14 protein-coding genes are annotated in these 16,564 nt (G+C 70.3%); 12 read left to right on the top strand and 2 right to left on the bottom strand.

From position 1 onward, the window contains the following. Positions 1 to 47: 47 nt before the first annotated feature. On the bottom strand, positions 48 to 662 hold the full coding sequence (locus C5507_RS01910) for a hypothetical protein (protein WP_104526846.1): 615 nt from the start codon (positions 660 to 662) through the stop codon (positions 48 to 50). A 113-nt stretch (positions 663 to 775) separates the two neighbouring features. Between C5507_RS01910 and C5507_RS01905 the strand changes: the two genes are divergently transcribed. The 12 genes from C5507_RS01905 to C5507_RS01850 all read left to right on the top strand — a co-directional run bounded on the left by C5507_RS01905 (position 776) and on the right by C5507_RS01850 (position 15,991). Next, a complete protein-coding gene (locus tag C5507_RS01905) occupies positions 776 to 2,065 on the top strand; it encodes an adenylosuccinate synthase (RefSeq protein ID WP_104526845.1) in 1,290 nt (429 codons plus the stop codon). A 224-nt stretch (positions 2,066 to 2,289) separates the two neighbouring features. Further along, entirely contained in the window at positions 2,290 to 3,297 is a 1,008-nt protein-coding gene (locus tag C5507_RS01900) for a Bug family tripartite tricarboxylate transporter substrate binding protein (protein ID WP_104526844.1), read from the top strand. Positions 3,298 to 3,597: 300 nt separating this feature from the next. Continuing rightward, entirely contained in the window at positions 3,598 to 4,650 is a 1,053-nt protein-coding gene (locus C5507_RS01895; RefSeq protein ID WP_104526843.1) for a Bug family tripartite tricarboxylate transporter substrate binding protein, read from the top strand. A 151-nt stretch (positions 4,651 to 4,801) separates the two neighbouring features. Beyond that, positions 4,802 to 6,958: a tripartite tricarboxylate transporter permease gene (locus C5507_RS01890; protein WP_104526842.1), complete on the top strand. Its 2,157-nt coding sequence runs from the start codon at positions 4,802 to 4,804 to the stop codon at positions 6,956 to 6,958. Continuing rightward, positions 6,958 to 7,674 (top strand): cysteine hydrolase family protein, encoded by a 717-nt coding sequence (locus tag C5507_RS01885; protein WP_130504274.1) that lies wholly within the window; start codon positions 6,958 to 6,960, stop codon positions 7,672 to 7,674. Before C5507_RS01890 ends, C5507_RS01885 begins: the two co-directional genes overlap by 1 nt. A gap of 44 nt (positions 7,675 to 7,718) precedes the next feature. Continuing rightward, a complete protein-coding gene (locus C5507_RS01880; RefSeq protein WP_104526840.1) occupies positions 7,719 to 8,210 on the top strand; it encodes a (2Fe-2S)-binding protein in 492 nt (163 codons plus the stop codon). Then, on the top strand, positions 8,210 to 9,076 hold the full coding sequence (locus C5507_RS01875) for an FAD binding domain-containing protein (protein WP_104526839.1): 867 nt from the start codon (positions 8,210 to 8,212) through the stop codon (positions 9,074 to 9,076). The genes C5507_RS01880 and C5507_RS01875 overlap by 1 nt, the downstream gene beginning before the upstream one ends. Further along, entirely contained in the window at positions 9,073 to 11,235 is a 2,163-nt protein-coding gene (locus tag C5507_RS01870) for a xanthine dehydrogenase family protein molybdopterin-binding subunit (protein WP_104526838.1), read from the top strand. Before C5507_RS01875 ends, C5507_RS01870 begins: the two co-directional genes overlap by 4 nt. A gap of 122 nt (positions 11,236 to 11,357) precedes the next feature. Next, positions 11,358 to 12,221, top strand: a complete 864-nt coding sequence (locus C5507_RS01865) for an FAD binding domain-containing protein (protein WP_130504272.1) — start codon at positions 11,358 to 11,360, stop codon at positions 12,219 to 12,221. Then, positions 12,218 to 14,509, top strand: coding sequence for a xanthine dehydrogenase family protein molybdopterin-binding subunit (locus tag C5507_RS01860; protein WP_158657457.1), 2,292 nt, complete (start codon positions 12,218 to 12,220; stop codon positions 14,507 to 14,509). The genes C5507_RS01865 and C5507_RS01860 overlap by 4 nt, the downstream gene beginning before the upstream one ends. Before the next feature lie 22 nt (positions 14,510 to 14,531). After that, positions 14,532 to 15,017: a (2Fe-2S)-binding protein gene (locus tag C5507_RS01855; RefSeq protein ID WP_207225856.1), complete on the top strand. Its 486-nt coding sequence runs from the start codon at positions 14,532 to 14,534 to the stop codon at positions 15,015 to 15,017. Further along, positions 15,014 to 15,991 (top strand): substrate-binding domain-containing protein, encoded by a 978-nt coding sequence (locus C5507_RS01850; protein WP_104526834.1) that lies wholly within the window; start codon positions 15,014 to 15,016, stop codon positions 15,989 to 15,991. The genes C5507_RS01855 and C5507_RS01850 overlap by 4 nt, the downstream gene beginning before the upstream one ends. A gap of 28 nt (positions 15,992 to 16,019) precedes the next feature. Here C5507_RS01850 and C5507_RS01845 read toward each other — a convergent pair whose 3' ends face one another. Then, positions 16,020 to 16,220 (bottom strand): hypothetical protein, encoded by a 201-nt coding sequence (locus C5507_RS01845; protein WP_104526833.1) that lies wholly within the window; start codon positions 16,218 to 16,220, stop codon positions 16,020 to 16,022. Positions 16,221 to 16,564 lie beyond the last annotated feature (344 nt).

Below are 16,564 nucleotides of genomic sequence, written 5' to 3'. Positions count from 1 at the left end.
CCCCTCAGTGTCCACGACGTCCCTGGCCGGCCGCAGGATCGCCTCGCTCAGGGCTGCAGCCGCCACCGCACGCGGTCGTCGGCGTACCAGGTCCAGCGGCTGACCGGCCGCGGGTACGGGACGCCGTCGCGGACGATCCGCGCCGGGTCGGAGGCGACCTGCACCGCCCGCCCGCTGGTGTGCCGGGTGGGCCGCAGCGGCAGGGTCATGACCGTGACACCGAGGGTGTCCACGGCGGTCCAGTCCGGGCGGACGTCGATGCGGGTGACCTCGCCGTCGGCGACGCGGATGTCGTCGTGGTAGGCCTGCAACCCGATCCGCCGGGACAGCGAGCGGCGGCCGTCGCCGGCGGCCTCGATGCGGCCGTGGTGCAGCAGGACGCCGCCGTGGTCGTCCCGCACGAGGCTCAACTCCCGCGGCTGCCCCGTGCCGACGCCCAGATCGCGTGCCAGGGCGGCGGACGCCTTGTCCGCGCCCGGTTCCCAGGCCACCGGCACCTCCGCCGTCCGCCCGGCCTTGAGCAGGGCGGCCAGCGCCGCGGCCAACCCCGGGACCGGGCCCCGGACGACCACGGAGTCCGCCGCGGCGACCGGCTCCAGCTGGGCCGGGCGAGGGGCCTCCCCCGGGGTGAGACGGCGGAGGTCCAACTCGACCGACGACATGCGGATACCCTTTCACCCGTCCCGCCCCCGCCGCCCCTGGCCCGCCTGCCGGTAGGCCGGCATCCACCCGGTGCCGGGAAGCGCACCCGACGAACGAGGAGAACCAGGAGCCGATGCCCGCTGTCGTCCTGATCGGTGCCCAGTGGGGCGACGAAGGCAAGGGCAAGGCCACCGACCTCCTCGGCGGCCGCGTTCCCTACGTCGTCCGTTACCAGGGTGGCAACAACGCCGGCCACACGGTGATCACCCCGGACGGGGAGAAGTACGCGCTGCACCTGATCCCGTCGGGGATCCTGACGCCCGGCTGCACGCCGGTCATCGGCAACGGCGTGGTCATCGACCCCGAGGTGCTGATCCGGGAGCTCGCCGGGCTGGAGGAGCGGGGGGTGGACACCTCGCGGCTGGTCATCTCCTCCGACGCGCACTTGATCATGCCGCACCACCGGGCACTGGACAAGGTCACCGAGCGGTTCCTGGGCAAGCGGAAGATCGGCACCACCGGCCGCGGCATCGGGCCCGCCTACGGGGACAAGGTGGCCCGCGTCGGCATCCGCGTGCAGGACCTGCTGGACCTCTCGATCCTCCGGCAGAAGCTCGAGGGCACGCTGCAGGAGAAGAACCAGATCCTGGTCAAGGTCTACAACCGCAAGGCCATCGACGTCGACGAGGTCGTCGAGGAGTACACGCAGTACGCCGAGCAGCTCAAGCACCGGATCGTCGACACCCGGCTGCTCCTGGGCAAGGCGCTCGACGCCGGCGAGTGGGTGCTCCTCGAGGGCTCGCAGGGCACGCTGCTGGACGTCGACCACGGCACGTATCCGTTCGTGACCTCGTCCAACCCGACCGCCGGTGGCGCCGCCGTCGGGGCGGGCGTCGGGCCGACCCGGATCGAGCGGGTCGTCGGCATCCTCAAGGCCTACACGACCCGCGTGGGCTCCGGTCCGTTCCCGACCGAGCTGCACGACCAGTGGGGCGAGTACCTGCGCAAGCACGGCGGCGAGGTGGGTGTCACCACCGGCCGCGACCGGCGCTGCGGCTGGTTCGACGCCGTCGTCGCCCGCTACGCCACCCGGGTCAACGGGATCACCGACTACTTCCTCACCAAGCTCGACGTGCTCTCCGGCCTGGAGACCGTGCCGATCTGCGTGGCCTACGAGATCGACGGCGTCCGGCACGACGAGATGCCCATGACGCAGACGGACTTCCACCACGCCGAGCCGGTCTTCGAGGAGATGCCGGGCTGGTTCGAGGACATCCGGCACTGCCGGAGCTTCGAGGAGCTGCCGGCCACCGCCCAGGCCTACGTGCGGCGGCTGGAGGAGCTCTCCGGGGCCCGGGTCAGCGTCATCGGCGTCGGTCCCGGCCGGGACGAGAACGTCGTCATCCACGACCTCATCGACTGAACGTGGCCGCCGCAGCAGGTCGTGCACCCCTCCTGGTGTGATCACCGGAGCTACCGGCGGGTCGATCGGACGGCATCCCGGCGCGGTCTCTCGTCGCTGGAATTGCTGCGGAGGCTGACGCACATGTGCGGCAGTCGGCGTCTTCGTATCGCCGTTGACGTCCCAGGTGAGATGCGTTTCACTCGGTCGCCATACGGCTGCATACGATGACCTGAGGGGTTCCCGTGGTCTTGCCTGGTACCAGACTCGCAGCTCTGGCATCCGTCCTCCTGCTGACGGTCGCGTGTGGACAAGGCGAGTCGGACACCTCGGCAGCCGCGGACGAATGCGCAGATTTCCCATCGGAGGACATCGACTTCGTCGTTCCGTACGGAGCGGGCGGTGGCTTCGACGCCTGGGCCCGGCTCCTGGCGCCCTATCTCGAGGACCGTCTCGCCGGAGACGCTGCCGTGCGGGTCGTGAACATCGAGGGTGGCGGCTCCATGCGAGGGGTGAACCAGGTGTACTCCGGGCCACCGGACGGGACCACCATCCTCATCAGCGACGTCAGCAGTATGGCCCTGAACCAGATCATCGGGCGCACGGAAGAGGGCTTCGACATGAGGGAGATGACCTTCCTCGGCCGGCTCACGACCGACCCGCACGTCTTCTACGTGGCTGCGGAGTCCGCCATCGGCAACGTCGACGATCTGGCGGAGGCGCCGGTGAACTTCGCCGTCGAGGGCGCCGAGACGACGGAGGTCATCGCATTGGCAGAGTTCGGTGTCGAGGCGACACCGGTGCTCCACGAGGGGACGTCCGACTCCGTCCTCGCCGTGCGGCGGGGCGACGCCGACCTGGCCGCCAATTCGCTCAGCAGTGTCCTCGGATATCTCGAGGCAGGCCAGGTGAAGCCGATCTTCTACATCGGCGAGGAACCGGCGTCGGACGTGCCGGGCAGCGAATTCCTCGAGGGCGTGCCGAACGCTGCTGACGAGGGGGAGCCGGAGCTGGACAAGATTCTTCAATATGCCCGGGCAGTGTCCGCGCCTCCGAACATCCCGGAATGCATCAAGACGACGTTCGCCGATGCTTTCGAGGACGTGCTGGCCGATCCAGAATTCCAGGCGAAGGCCCGGGAGGCGGACCTCGTGATCGACCACGCACCTGCCGATGAGATCCAGCAGCAGGTCGCCGACTCCTTCGACGTTTTCACCGAGTACAAGGCGCTGTTCGAGGAGGCGGTCTCGTAGTCGAGCCGCACTCGCCGGCACGAGCACGAGGGGGGATGCGTGGCGGTTGCCCTCCCAGGGGCCGGCCCGCGGCCGGTCGATGTTCCTCGAGCAGCGCAACGCGGCCGCCTGTCCCGGCCGGGCCCGCCCCATGTCCCGGTTCAGTCTCGGTACGCATGCAGCGGTTGACCGCCGCGGTGTGTTCCGCTTCACTCTTGCGCGTATGCAGGTGGATACACGTGAACATGAACCGGCTGACCATCGGAACGCCGACCTGCACGCGAGTCCAGTGAACGGCTCAACGACAGCGGGAGTGCGCACATGAGCAGCACGAAGGCACGGCATCTCCGTCCCGGCAGACTGGCGGCTCTGGCGGCCGCGGCACTGCTACCGGTCTCGCTCGCCGCCTGCGGTGACGACAGCGGCGCAGGAGGCGCGCAGGCCGAGGGTGACCCGGCGGCGTGCGAGAACTACCCCAGCGAGGACGTCACGCTGCTGGTCCCCTACTCCGCCGGCGGTGGGTTCGACGCGTGGGCGCGGTTGCTGGCCCCGTTCCTCGAGGAGGAGCTGGGCGGCGAGGCTGCGGTCCGTGTGGAGAACCAGCCCGGCGGTGGTGGCATGCGCGCGATCAACACGGTGTACTCGGCCGAGCCCGACGGCACCACCTTGGTGTTCACCGAACCGGGCTATGTCGCGGTGAACCAGATCCTCGGCAACGTGGAGGAGGGGTTCGACGTGACCAACCTCGCCTACCTCGGGCAGACGACCGCCGACCCGCAGGTGTTCGTGGTCGCGGCGGACTCCGACATCGAGACGATCGAGGACCTCGTCGCCGCCGGTCCGGTCAAGCACGCGGGTCAGGACATCTCACCGATCGAGACCATCACCTACGACGCGTACGGCGTGGAGGCCGAGTACATCCTCCACGAGGGCACCTCGGATGTCGTCCTGGCGGTCCGCCGCGGCGACTCCGACGTCGCGGTGGCCTCGCTCAGCAGCATCCTGCCCTTCATGGAGGCCGGTGAGGTGAAGCCGATCCTCTACCTCGGCACCGAGGAGATCACGCCCGAGCTGGTCGGCTACGAACAGCTGCAGGGCGTCCAGACGGCGGCCGAGACGGGGCACCCCGAGCTGGCCGACGTCCTGGAGCAGCACCGCGTCCTGGTGACCGCCCCGGGCACTCCGGACTGCATCGCCGAGCCTCTCGAGGAGGCGCTGATGAACACGCTGGAGAACGAGGAGTTCCTCCAGTTGGCCGAGGAGTCCGACCTGCGTGTCGTGCCGGCGAGCGGCGAAGAGGCCGCGGAGTTCGTGTCGAACACGGTGGAGACCTTCGCCGAGTACGAGGACGTGCTCGAGGAAGCGGCAGGCTGAGCGACCGGGGCCCGCACCTCCACCGGTGCGGGCCCCGACCCCACCGTGGTGGCCCCGACAGGTGAGTGCCTGATGCGATGGAGAAGGCGATGATCATTCCCTCTGAGCGTCCGCAGTTCGGTCCAGCGCGTTCCCGGGTGGGGGCCCGCCGATGATCGACGGACTGCTGGGCGCGGTGTCGGTCCTGATGGCATGGCCGAATCCGGTGCTGCTCGTGGCCGGCGTGCTGTTCGGCATGCTGATCGGTTTCCTCCCCGGCATGGCCGGATCGGTCGCCTTGGCGCTGCTCATCCCGATCAGCTTCACCATGGACCCCGAAGACGCGGTGCTGTTCCTCATCGCCGCATACAGCCCGGCCGGCTTCGGGGGAATGCTCACCTCGATCCTCGTGAACACCCCCGGCTCTCCCGAGAACGCCGCCACCACGTTCGACGGCTATCCGATGGCCAAACAGGGCCGGGCCGGCGCCGCCATCGGCGCCGCCACCGCAGCTTCCGTCCTCGGCGGGTTGTTCGGCACTGCCGTGCTGCTGGCGCTCATCCCGCCGGCGCAGAGCCTGGTGCTCTCCTTCTCCTATCCCGAGTTCCTGATGATGGCGATCCTCGGCCTGACGGTCATCGCCGTGATCACCGACCGCAACACCTTCAAAGGGCTCGCGGCCGCAGCCGTCGGCTTCCTGCTGGCATTCGTCGGGCTGGAGCCGATCACCGGCAGCCCGCGCTTCACCTTCGACCAGTTCTACCTCTGGGACGGCGTCAACATCGTCCCCGTCCTCATCGGCCTCTTCGCCGGTGCGGAGGTGCTCGCGCTCTTCGGCAAGGGCACGAGCATCGCCGAGCAGGGCGCGGCGGACACGCACGTCGCGCGGGTGCTCGCGGACAAGTCCGAGCCGGTGACCTTCTGGGAGGGCGTGCGAGTCACCTTCCGGCACTGGTTCCTCGTGATCCGCGCGTCGATCATCGGCACGGTCATCGGCGTGATCCCCGGCGTGGGCGGTGCCGTCTCCGGCTTCCTCGCCTATTCGCACGCCAAGCAGTCCTCACGGACGCCGGAACGGTTCGGCAAGGGCGCCGTGGAAGGCGTCATCGCCGCGGAATCGGCGAACGATGCCAAGGAGGGCGGATCACTCCTGCCGACCGTGGCCTTCGGCATCCCCGGAACGGTCGGGATGGCGATCCTGCTCGGGGCGCTGATCATGCAGGGCATCCCAGCCGGCCCGACCCTCATGATCGAGCACATCGACCTCGTGTACACCCTCGTCATCGGCATGGTCGCGGCCAAGTTCGTCGCCCCCATCGTGGTCTATGCGGTGGCGCGGTACGCGACGAAGCTCACGGCGCTGAGGCCCGGCCTGTTCACCCCGCTGATCGCGGTAGCAGCATTGGTCGGGTCCTACACGATCGGGCTGGAGATCCTCGACGTCGTCGTGGCCCTGGTGTTCGGCTACGTCGGCTATGCCATGCGCCGGTACGGCTTCTCTCGCGTGGCGCTCATCATCGCTCTGGTCCTGGGCGAGCTGGTCGAGCGGTCCTACTACCAGATGGTGGCCACCTTCGGCTCGCCCATGCCGCTCCTGACCCGACCCATCTCGGCGGTCCTGGTCACGGTCTGCGCCCTCGTCCTCCTCTTTGCCGCCTGGCAGGCATATCGGCGGGCACGGTCGGCGGAGCGCGCCTCGGTGGAAGGTGAGGACGACGAGGAGCTGGCCAGCGCGCCCCGTCAGCCGGGCCGGATCATCTTCGACGCCCTGCTGCTCGTGTTCTCCGCGGCGATCGTCGTCCAGGCGTTCGACATCGAGAACGAGGCGGCGACGATGCCGCTGTTGATCGGCATCCCCGTGGTCGGGGCACTGACCCTGCAACTCTTCCTCGATGCGCTGCCCGGGGCTGCAGTGCGGATCCGCTCCACGCTCGTGTCGGTCACCGGCGGACGCCGCCAGCGGGCGGTGAGTGCGCCCTCCCCGGATCCGGTGACCGTCGATCCGGCCGCCGCCACGACCGGCCACACATCGGTGCTGGAGGAGGCCCGTACCCGGACGCAGGCAGCCGAGCTGGCGGCCGAGCAGGAGGAGGAGCAAGAGATGTCCGGCCGGCAGGTCCTGCTGAGGCAGACCGCCTTCGGGCTGTGGGCCGTGGGCTTCGTCGCGCTGGCCTGGCTGGTCGGCTTCGTGGTGGCGATCCCGGTGGCCCTGCTGTTCTTCCTCCGGCTGCTCGCTCGAGAGAGCTGGCTGCGCAGCGTGCTGGTGACACTGGGGTCGTGGGCCTTCCTCTACGGACTGTTCGTCGTCCTGCTCGACGTCCCGCTGTAGTGAGGACCAACGGTACGGAGCATTGCTGGGACGACGTGCTCGGTGACGAGGAGCGCCTGGTCGCGCGCGGGTATGCCGGTCCCCGTCCCGTGCGGGGCAGGCGCGCCCTGGTGATGATCGACCTGTACAACCGCGCGTTCGGCACGCGGCCGGCGCCGCTGGCCGAGGCGATCGCCGAGGCGCCCGCCAGCTGCGGTTCCGTGGCGTGGGACGCGCTGCCCGGGCTCACCGCGTTGCTGGGCACCGCCCGGACCGCAGGAGTGCCCGTCATCCACACGGTCGCCGGCGTAGCAGCCGCCACGACGACGCTGCGGGCGCTCACCTCCATCGCGGCCGGCAGCGAAGGCCTTCCGGCGGACTGGGCCGACCGCATCGTCGACCCGCTGACCCCGGTCGATGGAGAGGTCGTCATCGCGAAGGACCGTGCGAGCGCGTTCTTCGGCACGACGCTCGACACGGTGCTCCGCCGGGCAGGGGTCGATGCGCTGGTCGTGTGCGGCGAGACAACCAGTGGGTGCGTCCGAGCCACGGTCGTCGACGCCTACTCGCTCGGGTTCGACGTCGTCGTGGTCGAGGACGCCACGTTCGACCGCAGTCCGCTCTCCCACAAGGCGAGCCTGTTCGACATGCACCTCAAGTACGCCACCGTCGTCGATGTCGAGCAGGGCTGTGCGCTGCTCCGCAGCGATGAACCAGCAATCCTGGACGCCTCCTGACGAAGCGTTCGCCGCGTCGTCCGGCGCTAGGAAGGAAGACCCAGTTGTCCGATACCAGCGAAAGAATCACCCTCTCCGTCAACGGGATCTCCCAGGAGGTCACCACCGCCCCTTCGCGCTCGCTGCTGGAGGTGCTGCGCGAGGATCTGGCACTGACCGGGGCCAAGGAGGGCTGCGGAGTAGGCGTCTGCGGCGCGTGCAGCGTGCTGGTCGACGGGAAACTGATGTCGTCCTGCATCGTGCCCGTCGGAATGGTCCAGGGACGCGCGGTCACGACGGTGGAGGGGCTCGCGGCGGAGGACGGCACACTGACGCCGGTCCAGACCGCATTCATGGAGTGCGGCGGCTTCCAGTGCGGCATCTGCACACCGGGGCAGGTGGTCGCGGCGACGGCCCTCCTCCGCGAATGCCCGGACCCCGCAGCCGAGGAGGTCCGGGAGTGGATGACGGGCAACCTCTGCCGGTGCACCGGCTACTACTCCATCGTCGCCGCCGTCCTCCAGGCCGCCAAGGCCGGCCAGGGGGAGTCCGACTGATGCGCCCGTTCCGGTACCACAGGCCCGGGACGGTGGCAGAGGCTGCCCAGCTCATCGCCGATCTCGGCGAGGACGGCGCGATCCTCGCGGGTGGCACGTCGCTCATGACGCTCGCACGGCTCGGCCTGGCCGAGCCCCAGCACGTCGTCGGGCTCGCCGGCGTGCCGGAACTCTGCGGCATCGAGGGGAACTCCGGGGACGGGATCACGCTCGGTGCCATGGCGACGCTCCGGCAGGTCGAGACCATCCCGCCGGTGCGCAGGTTGGCCCCGGGACTGGCCGAGGCGGCACACCAGGTGGCGACGGTGCGGATCCGGAACCAGGCCACGGTCGGCGGGACTCTCGTCCACGCCGACCCGAGCCAGGACCTGCCGCCGATGCTGATGGTGTACGACGCCGTCGCGCGGCTCACCGGGCCCACGCGGACGCGGGAGGTCCCTGTCGCCGAACTGTTCGTCGACTTCTTCGAGACGGTCGTCGACCCGGACGAGATCCTCACCTCGGTCCACCTCCCCCCGGCGTCGCTCGGGGTGATCGCGGGCTATCTCAAGTTCCTGCCTCGGACCCAGGACGACTACGCGACGATCTCGGTCGCGGCCGGACTGACGGTCGTCGACGGGTGCATCGACACGGCGCGCATCGCGGTGGCAGGGGGAGGATCGACACCCCAGAGGTGCCGCGAGGCCGAGTCCGCTCTGGTCGGCGGCGGTACGGACGTCGCCGGTCTCGCCGCCGCCGCCGACCTGGTTCCCGAGGCTCTCGACCCGGTCAGCGACGCACGCGGGTCGGGGGACTACAAGCGGGAGATGGCCCGCATCAGCACGCGCAGACTGCTCCAGCGACTCGTCTCGGAGAGCGCCACGTGACCACCAACCTGCCCTTCGCGATCCCTGAAGTCCGGCACGAGGGGCCCCTGAAGGTGACCGGCCACGCCCGGTACACAGCCGACCACGCCCTCCCTGGGCAACTCCATGCCGCCTGTCTCGGGAGCGGCGTCGCGCATGCCCGGATCGTGCGGATCGACACGACGGCAGCCGAGCAGGTCCCGGGGGTCCGTGCGGTGCTCACGGCGGCGGACATCGGGGACGTGCGCTACGGACGTCAGCTCCGCGACATGCCTGTGCTCGCGTCGGACCGGGTCCGGTTCATGGGGCAGCGGGTCGCCGCCGTGGCCGCCGACACCCGCCAGGCAGCGGAGGAGGCGGTGCGACTCATCGACGTGGAGTACGAGGAGTTGCCGACGCTGCTCGACCCGCGCCTGGCCACGACGCCCGACGCGCCGGTCCTCCATCCCGAAGCCGAGGCGTACCGGCTCGTGCAGGGCGCCCGTCACGCTCCTGCCCATCCGAACATCCAGGGCGAACTGGTTGTCGGCGCCGGGGCCGAGGAGCTGGCAGCCGCCTTCGGCCGGGCGGACCACGTCTTCGAGCACACCTTCCGGACCCCTCGGCAGCATCAGGGCTACATCGAACCCCACGCGGCGATCGTCTGGTTCGACGACGACGTCTGCCATGTGATCTCGACCAACAAGGCCCCGTTCGGCCTCCGGCAGCAGATGGCCGCCGCCACAGGTCACCCGGTGGACAAGATCGTCGTCTACAACAAGTTCATCGGCGGGGATTTCGGGGGGAAGGGCTTCTCGCTCGACGAGTACGTCTGCTTCTACCTGGCGCGCGAGACCGGGCGGCCGGTGCGTTCGATCATGTCCTACCTGGAGGACCTGAGCTCCACGGCCCCCCGGCACGCCACCGAGCTCACCCTTCGCACCGGGGTCACACGGGACGGCACGTTCGTCGCGCACTCGGCCGAGGTGCTGTTCGACGGTGGGGCCTACGGGGCGGCGAAGGCGAACGCGCATCTCGTTCCCCACGGTGGCGTGGACACCATGTCCGCGTACTCCGTCCCCGCCACTCACCACCGGCTCACCGCGGTCTACACGAACGCGGCGCCCGGCGGGCACATGCGTGCTCCGGGGGACGTGCAGGCCATCTTCGCGGGCGAATCCCACGTCGACATGATCGCGAGCGAGCTGGGGATCGACCCCGTTGAGCTGCGGCGGAAGAACCTGGCCGGTGGGAAGACGGAAGGGCAGGATCCCAGCGAGACGGCAGCGGTCATCGACCAGGTCCTCCTACGGGCCGCTGACGGGATCGACTGGTCCGGTGTCCGCTCGCCGGGTCGCGGAGTGGGGGTCGCCCTCTACCGCCGGAAGGGCGGCACCGGGAGAGGCGGCGTGGTGATGCGGGCGCTGAGCCCGGACCGCATCCAGGTGATCACGGGAGCGGCCGACCAGGGCGGCGGCACGGTGACGATGATCGCGCGGGTCGCGGCCGCGACGATGGGCATCCCGGAGCGGCAGGTGGAGGTCGTCCAGCAACCGACCGCGGAGGCTCTTTTCGATTCCGGGGCCGGAGCCAGCCGGGTGACCCGGGTCCTCGGTGAGGCGACGCGACTCGCCGCGACCGAGCTGTCGCGGCTCATAGCGGAACCTGGGGCGGTGTTCCCGGTCGAGGTGGCGCAGGAGGTGGTGGCACCGGCGGACGAGGACTGCGGCGCCTACGGGGCGCTCGCGGTGGAGGTCGAGGTGGACGAGGAAACGGGCCAGATCCGCGTCGTCGAGGCGGTCCTGGCCGCAGACACCGGAACGGTGATCAGTCCCCTGGCACACCGGGGTCAACTGGAAGGCGGCTTCGTCTACGGGCTCGGCGGAGCGCTCATGGAGGAGCTGCCGGTCGAGGGCGGCCAGATCATGTGCGGCACGCTCGGCGACTACAAGCTGCCCACGTCGCCCGACGTGCCTCCCCTGCGCATCGTGTCCGTGGCAGGCGAATCGGGCACCGGCCCGTACGGGGCCAAGGCGGTGGGGGAGTTCGGCAACCTGGGAGTCGCGCCGGCCATCGCCAACGCCGTCGCCCGTGCCAGCGGCGTGCGGCTCCAGCAGCTTCCCCTTTCGGCGGAGGCGGTGCACGCGCGGCTCCGGCAGACCGGACCGGAGTCCGCACCGCCACGCGAGCCGGGGGGCTAGTGCCGGGGAAGGATGGCCACTAGTATGCATACGGACGTATACGGCACGCGGTGCGGGAGGGCAGGCATGGGTGGCTTCCGCCGGTCCCGGCTCTCACCGCCGGCGAACGCGGGCACTTCGCGGTGAAGTTCCTCCGACCTGAGACTCTCGGCGAAGCCGCCGCGCTGGCGCGCGAGCACGAGGACGCCAAGTTCATCAGCGGCGGCACCGCCGTCGTCCTGATGCTGCAGCAGCGGCTGATCTTCCCCACGCATCTCATCTCCCTCACCGGGGTGACCGATGTACCCGGCTGGCGGGAGGTGCGCCGCACCGAGACGGGCCTGCGGATCGGCGGCGGCGTACTGCTGTCGGCGGTGGCCCGTTCTGCACACGTCCGGGAGCTCGCCCCCAGTCTCGCCTCGGCCGCCGGCGTGGTCGGCAACGCGCGGATCCGCAATCAGGCCACGACGGGCGGCAACGTGGCCGAGTCCGACTACGCATCCGACCCTCCCTCTGTGCTGGTATCCCTGGGCGCGACCGTCGAGGTGGATGACGGCACGGCGGCGCGCATCGTGCCGGCGGCGGAGATGTTCACCGACTTCTTCACCACCGATCTGCGCACCGGCGAGGTGGTCACTGCGGTGCACGTCCCGGCCGCCGGCCCGGGGAGCCACGCGTCCTACACCAAGTTCTGCAGCCGGTCGGCCGAGGACCGCCCATGCGTGGGAGTGGCAACCGCGGCACGTCTGCAGGACGGCGTGCTCGCCTCCCTGGAGGTCGTGCTCGGCGCCGTCGCCGCGATCCCGCAGCGCTGGCCGGAGGTCACCCGGGCGGCGCTGGGTCGGCCGCTCGACGAGCAGGTGGCCCAGGAGGTCGCCGAGGAGTACGCGATGCTGGTCGACCCGATCGACGACCACCGCGGCTCGGCCTGGTACCGACGGGAGATGGTCCGGGTACAGGTGCGTCGCAGCCTGCTGGAGCTTGCCGGGGACGGGGGAGCAGCGTGAGTCCCGCACTGAACCCGGGCGCGGCGCCGCTGTCGCGGCGCGCCGTCGGCGATGCCGTCGACCGCGTCCGCGGCACGTTCACCTTCGCGGTGGACCGGCGGATCGAGGGCACGCTGCACGCCGTCGCCGTGCGCAGCGTCGCCCCCCACGGTCGGATCACCTCCATCGACGCCGCCGACGCCCTGGCCGTGCCCGGAGTCGTGGCGGTCATCGACGGTTCGCACGTCGCCGCGGACGACGGGATCTCACCGTGGTACGGGGAGAACCGTGCCGATCAGCCGGTCCTGGCCATCGGGAAGGTGCGCTACGTCGGTGAGCCGGTGGCCCTGGTCATCGCCGATTCCCGCGCTACCGCGGAGGCGGCGGCCGCCCAGGTGTGGGTGGACATCGAGGAGCTGCCCCACGTCGTCGATCCGGTGCTGGCCGGTGCGCCGGACGCGCCGCAACTTCACGACGAGTGGCCGAACAACGACAGCGGTACGTGGACCCTGGTGCACGGCGACGCCGAGCGGGCCATGGCAACCGCCGCACACGTGCACACGGCCACCTACACGTCCCCGGCCCAGAACCACGTGCCGATGGAGCCGCACAGCGCGACCGGCGCCTGGCTGCCCGACGGCTCGCTGGAGGTGTGGACCGGCACGCAGTCCCCCTATGTGGTGCGACAGCGACTGGCCACCATGTTCCGGCTCGATCCCGACCGGGTGCGGGTGCGCGGAGACAGCCTCGGCGGGGCCTTCGGCTCCAAGATCGACCTCCGGCTGGAGGGGCTGGTCGCGCTGGCCTCCCGCGCTGTCGGGGCGCCGGTCCGCATGGAGCTGCGCCGCGACGAAGTCTTCCAGAGCGCGTCCAAGCACGCCGCGACCGTCACCATGACGACGGGTGTCGACGAGGACGGCCTGCTGGTGGCGCGGATCATAGACATCGTCTGGAACTCCGGCGCCTACGCGCTCCAGACGCCACGGTCCAGCCGCACCGGCATGATCCGCTCGCCCGGGCCGTACCGGATCCCGCACGTGCTGGCCCGCTCGGTGGCCCGCTACACCAACACCGTTCCCACCGGGCCGTTCCGGGGCGCGATGACCGGGCAGGTCTGCTGGGCCCACGAGAGCGCCGCCGACGAGATCGCCGCCGAGCTGGGCGTGGATCCGGTGGAGTGGCGTCGGCGCAACCTCCTGCGCGACGGCGACGCCTTCGCCACCGGCGACGTCATGCACGAGATGCACTACGTGGACCTGCTCACCGCCGTCGACGACGCGCTGACCGCCGACGCGCCGCCCACTTCCTCCACCCGCACCCGCACCCGCCGGCGCGGACGCGGCGTCGCGGCCGTCCTGAAGACGACGCGCACGCCGACCCGCTCGGAGGCACAGGTCCAGGTCGACGCCGAGGGGCAGGTGGCAGTGCGGACGAGCGCGGTGGAGATGGGCCAGGGAGCAGCGGCTTCCCTGGCCGAGATGGCGGCCCGCCGTCTCGACATGCCTGCAGAGGACGTGTCGGTCTCCTGGCCGGACACCGGCTGGACACCGTTCGACCAGACGACGAGCTCCAGCCGGACCACCTTCGCTACGGGGCTCGCCGTCGAACGTGCGGCCTCGGACCTGCGCGCCTGCATCGCCCAGCAGGTCGCTCAGCCTTGGGGCATCACCCCTGACCAGGTCGTGCACCGCGACGGCTGCGTCAGCTCGCCTGGCGATCCTGCCCAGCGGATGACCTACGCCGACGTGGTGCGCAGCTCGGGTGCCGGGGAACTCGTCGGCACCGGCCGCTACGAGACCCCGCCGGGTGCCGGCCGGCTGGACCCCGAGACCAGTCAGGGGAACGTGAGCGTGCACTTCCACCAGGGAGTGGTCGGTGTGGAGGTCGAGGTCGACACCGAGACCGGCCGGGTGCACGTCCTGCGGGCGCACGGCGCAACCTACGCCGGCCGCCTCATCGATGCCGAACGAGCCCGCAAGCAGATCGAGGGCGGCATGCTGTTCGGCCTCGGGCAGGCGGTGATGGAGGAGACCCTCTACGAGGCCGGGCAGATGATCAACCCGAACCTCTCCGACTACCAGATTCCTTCGCTGCTCGACGTGCCCCTGACGAGCAGCACCGTGCTCAGCGATGCCGACCCGGACGCCGAGCCGCACGGGATCGGCGAGAGCACGGTGCCGCCCATGGCGCCCGCCGTCGCCAACGCCGTGCACGACGCCGTGGGCGTACGGATCCGGGACCTGCCCGTCACGGCCGAGAAGGTTCTCCGAGCCCTCCGGGAGAAGCAAGCCGATGACCGAAAGAACTGAGTCGAGGCCCGTCGAGGTAGCGGTGGACGGCCGGACCCGCGCCTTCGATGTCCGCACGGACGAGACCTTGCTGGAGACGCTCCGCGACCGCTGCGGAACGACGAGCGTGCGCTACTGCTGCGGCATCGGGGTGTGCGGCACGTGCACGGTGCTCCTCGACGGGGACGCGGTGAGTTCGTGCCTGCTGCTGACCGTCATGGCCGAGGGGCGGCAGGTGACCACCCCGCAAGGTCTTGCGGCCACGAGCTGCTCGGCCATCTCGTCGGCGCAGCAGGCCTTCGTCGACGCCGGGGCGTTCCAGTGCTCGTACTGCATCCCGGGCATGGCACTGGCCGCCCAGGCCGCCATCGACCGCGACCCCGAAGCGTCCGTCGACCACCTGGTCGACGAACTCGCGGGCAATCTCTGCCGCTGCGGTTCCTATCCGCAGGTCCGCGAGGCCCTGGAGCGGCTGGTTTCCGGACCGACCGACGACACCGCGACGACTCCCGAGGAAGTTCACCAGTGAGCACAGTACGGCTCGTGATGGCCTGCGGTGACTACGACATCACTCGACCACTGGTCGACGGTGTCGTCACGCCGAAGGGCGTCGACCTCGTGACGATGACCTACCCCTCTCCGCAGCGCCACTGGCGGATGCTCAAGCACCACGAGTTCGACATCGCCGAGATGTCCCTGGGGTCCTTCGTCGCCAAGCGCAGCCGCGGAGAGGACGACCTCGTCGCCATCCCGGTCTTTCCGCACCGCCGGTTCCGGCACGGCTACGCCTTCGTGTCCGCGGCTGCAGGGGTCACCGAGGCCGCGGACTTCGCCGGTCGGACCGTCGGCGTGCGCAGCTGGCAGACGACCGCCGGGGTCTGGCTGCGCGGCATCCTCGCCGAACACCACGGCATGGACCTCACCGCGGTCCGGTGGATCGCCCAGGACGGCGAGGACGTGCCCCTGGAGCTGCCGCCCGGGCTGAGCCTCGAGACGGTGACCCCCGGCGAGGACGTCGTCAACGGGTGCGTCAATGGGGACGTCGCGGGCCTGATCTATCCGGAACTGCCCGGGCCCGTGCTGGCGGGGGAACCGACGATCCGCCGGATCTTCCCGGATCCGCGCCAGGCCGAGCAGGACTACTACCGCAGTACGGGAATCTTCCCCATCATGCACGTTGTCGCCATCCGTGCCGACGTGGCCGAGCGGTACCCATGGCTACCGCGCAACCTCATGGACGCTTTCGACGCGGCGAAGGCCACGGCCATGCGTCGGTTGCAGGACCCGCGGACGGTGAGCCTCGCCTGGCTCCGGGCGCTTCAGGAGGAGGAGCGCGCCCTGCTCGGCCCGGACCCGTGGCACTACGGCCTCGACGACAGCAACGCCCACACGCTGCAGACGTTTTTGCGTTATGCGCTGGAGCAGGGGGTGGCCTCGCGGGCACTCACCCCGGAGGAGTTGTTCCACCCGGCGACCTTGGAGAACCCGCCGGCCTATGTCTGACGAGCGCCATCGCTGGGGACGCGTCAGCTCAGCGAACGCTCCCGATGAAGTCGGCCATGACCTGACGCCGTGCCGCGTCGGTCCGGGCGTACTCGTAAGCGTGGGCGGCGGCCATCGCGCTGCGGACGAGGGCGACCTGGCCGGCGAGCGCCCGCTGCATCCGAGGCCACTGGGTCTGAGGCCAGGTAGCGATAGTGGTCTGCCCGTGGATGCCGGTGGTGCTGGTCACTTTCATTCTCCTCGCTTGATGCTTTCGTTAAGTCCTGGCACTTAGCATAGGCGCTTCTTTGTGGATTATCTGCGCTCTGGCCTGTGAGAACCAGCACGTCCTGGGACCATTTTATTGCCTGGGTCACAGGGGTGGTCCGCCGGGGGCCCACATCATTGCCTCGGTCGCACCGTCCGTGCCCGACCGGGGCTTCGGCCGCTCGGCGCACGGCGCACGGTCGGGAGGCGCAGAAGCGCGAGGAATACGGCAAACGACGCCGGCGCCGCAGCAATCAATCAAATAAAGCAGGCTCCCGAGCAATTCGGGGTGCATTCTCCAAGCATTTCCTCGGCCCGTCCACGACG

It is taken from the genome of Blastococcus saxobsidens, from assembly GCF_002938435.1.
Taxonomy (GTDB): domain Bacteria; phylum Actinomycetota; class Actinomycetes; order Mycobacteriales; family Geodermatophilaceae; genus Blastococcus; species Blastococcus saxobsidens.
The sequence above is the reverse complement of the archived record's forward strand: the minus strand, read 5'-3'. Positions and strand labels throughout refer to the sequence as shown.

What these genes read in the sequence shown, in the direction of transcription:
- C5507_RS01910 (WP_104526846.1), bottom strand. Translation starts at nt 662, where the DNA reads ATGTCGTCGGTCGAGTTGGACCTCCGCCGTCTCACCCCGGGGGAGGCC.
- C5507_RS01905 (WP_104526845.1), top strand. Translation starts at nt 776, where the DNA reads ATGCCCGCTGTCGTCCTGATCGGTGCCCAGTGGGGCGACGAAGGCAAG.
- C5507_RS01895 (WP_104526843.1), top strand. Translation starts at nt 3,598, where the DNA reads ATGAGCAGCACGAAGGCACGGCATCTCCGTCCCGGCAGACTGGCGGCT.
- C5507_RS01890 (WP_104526842.1), top strand. Translation starts at nt 4,802, where the DNA reads ATGATCGACGGACTGCTGGGCGCGGTGTCGGTCCTGATGGCATGGCCG.
- C5507_RS01875 (WP_104526839.1), top strand. Translation starts at nt 8,210, where the DNA reads ATGCGCCCGTTCCGGTACCACAGGCCCGGGACGGTGGCAGAGGCTGCC.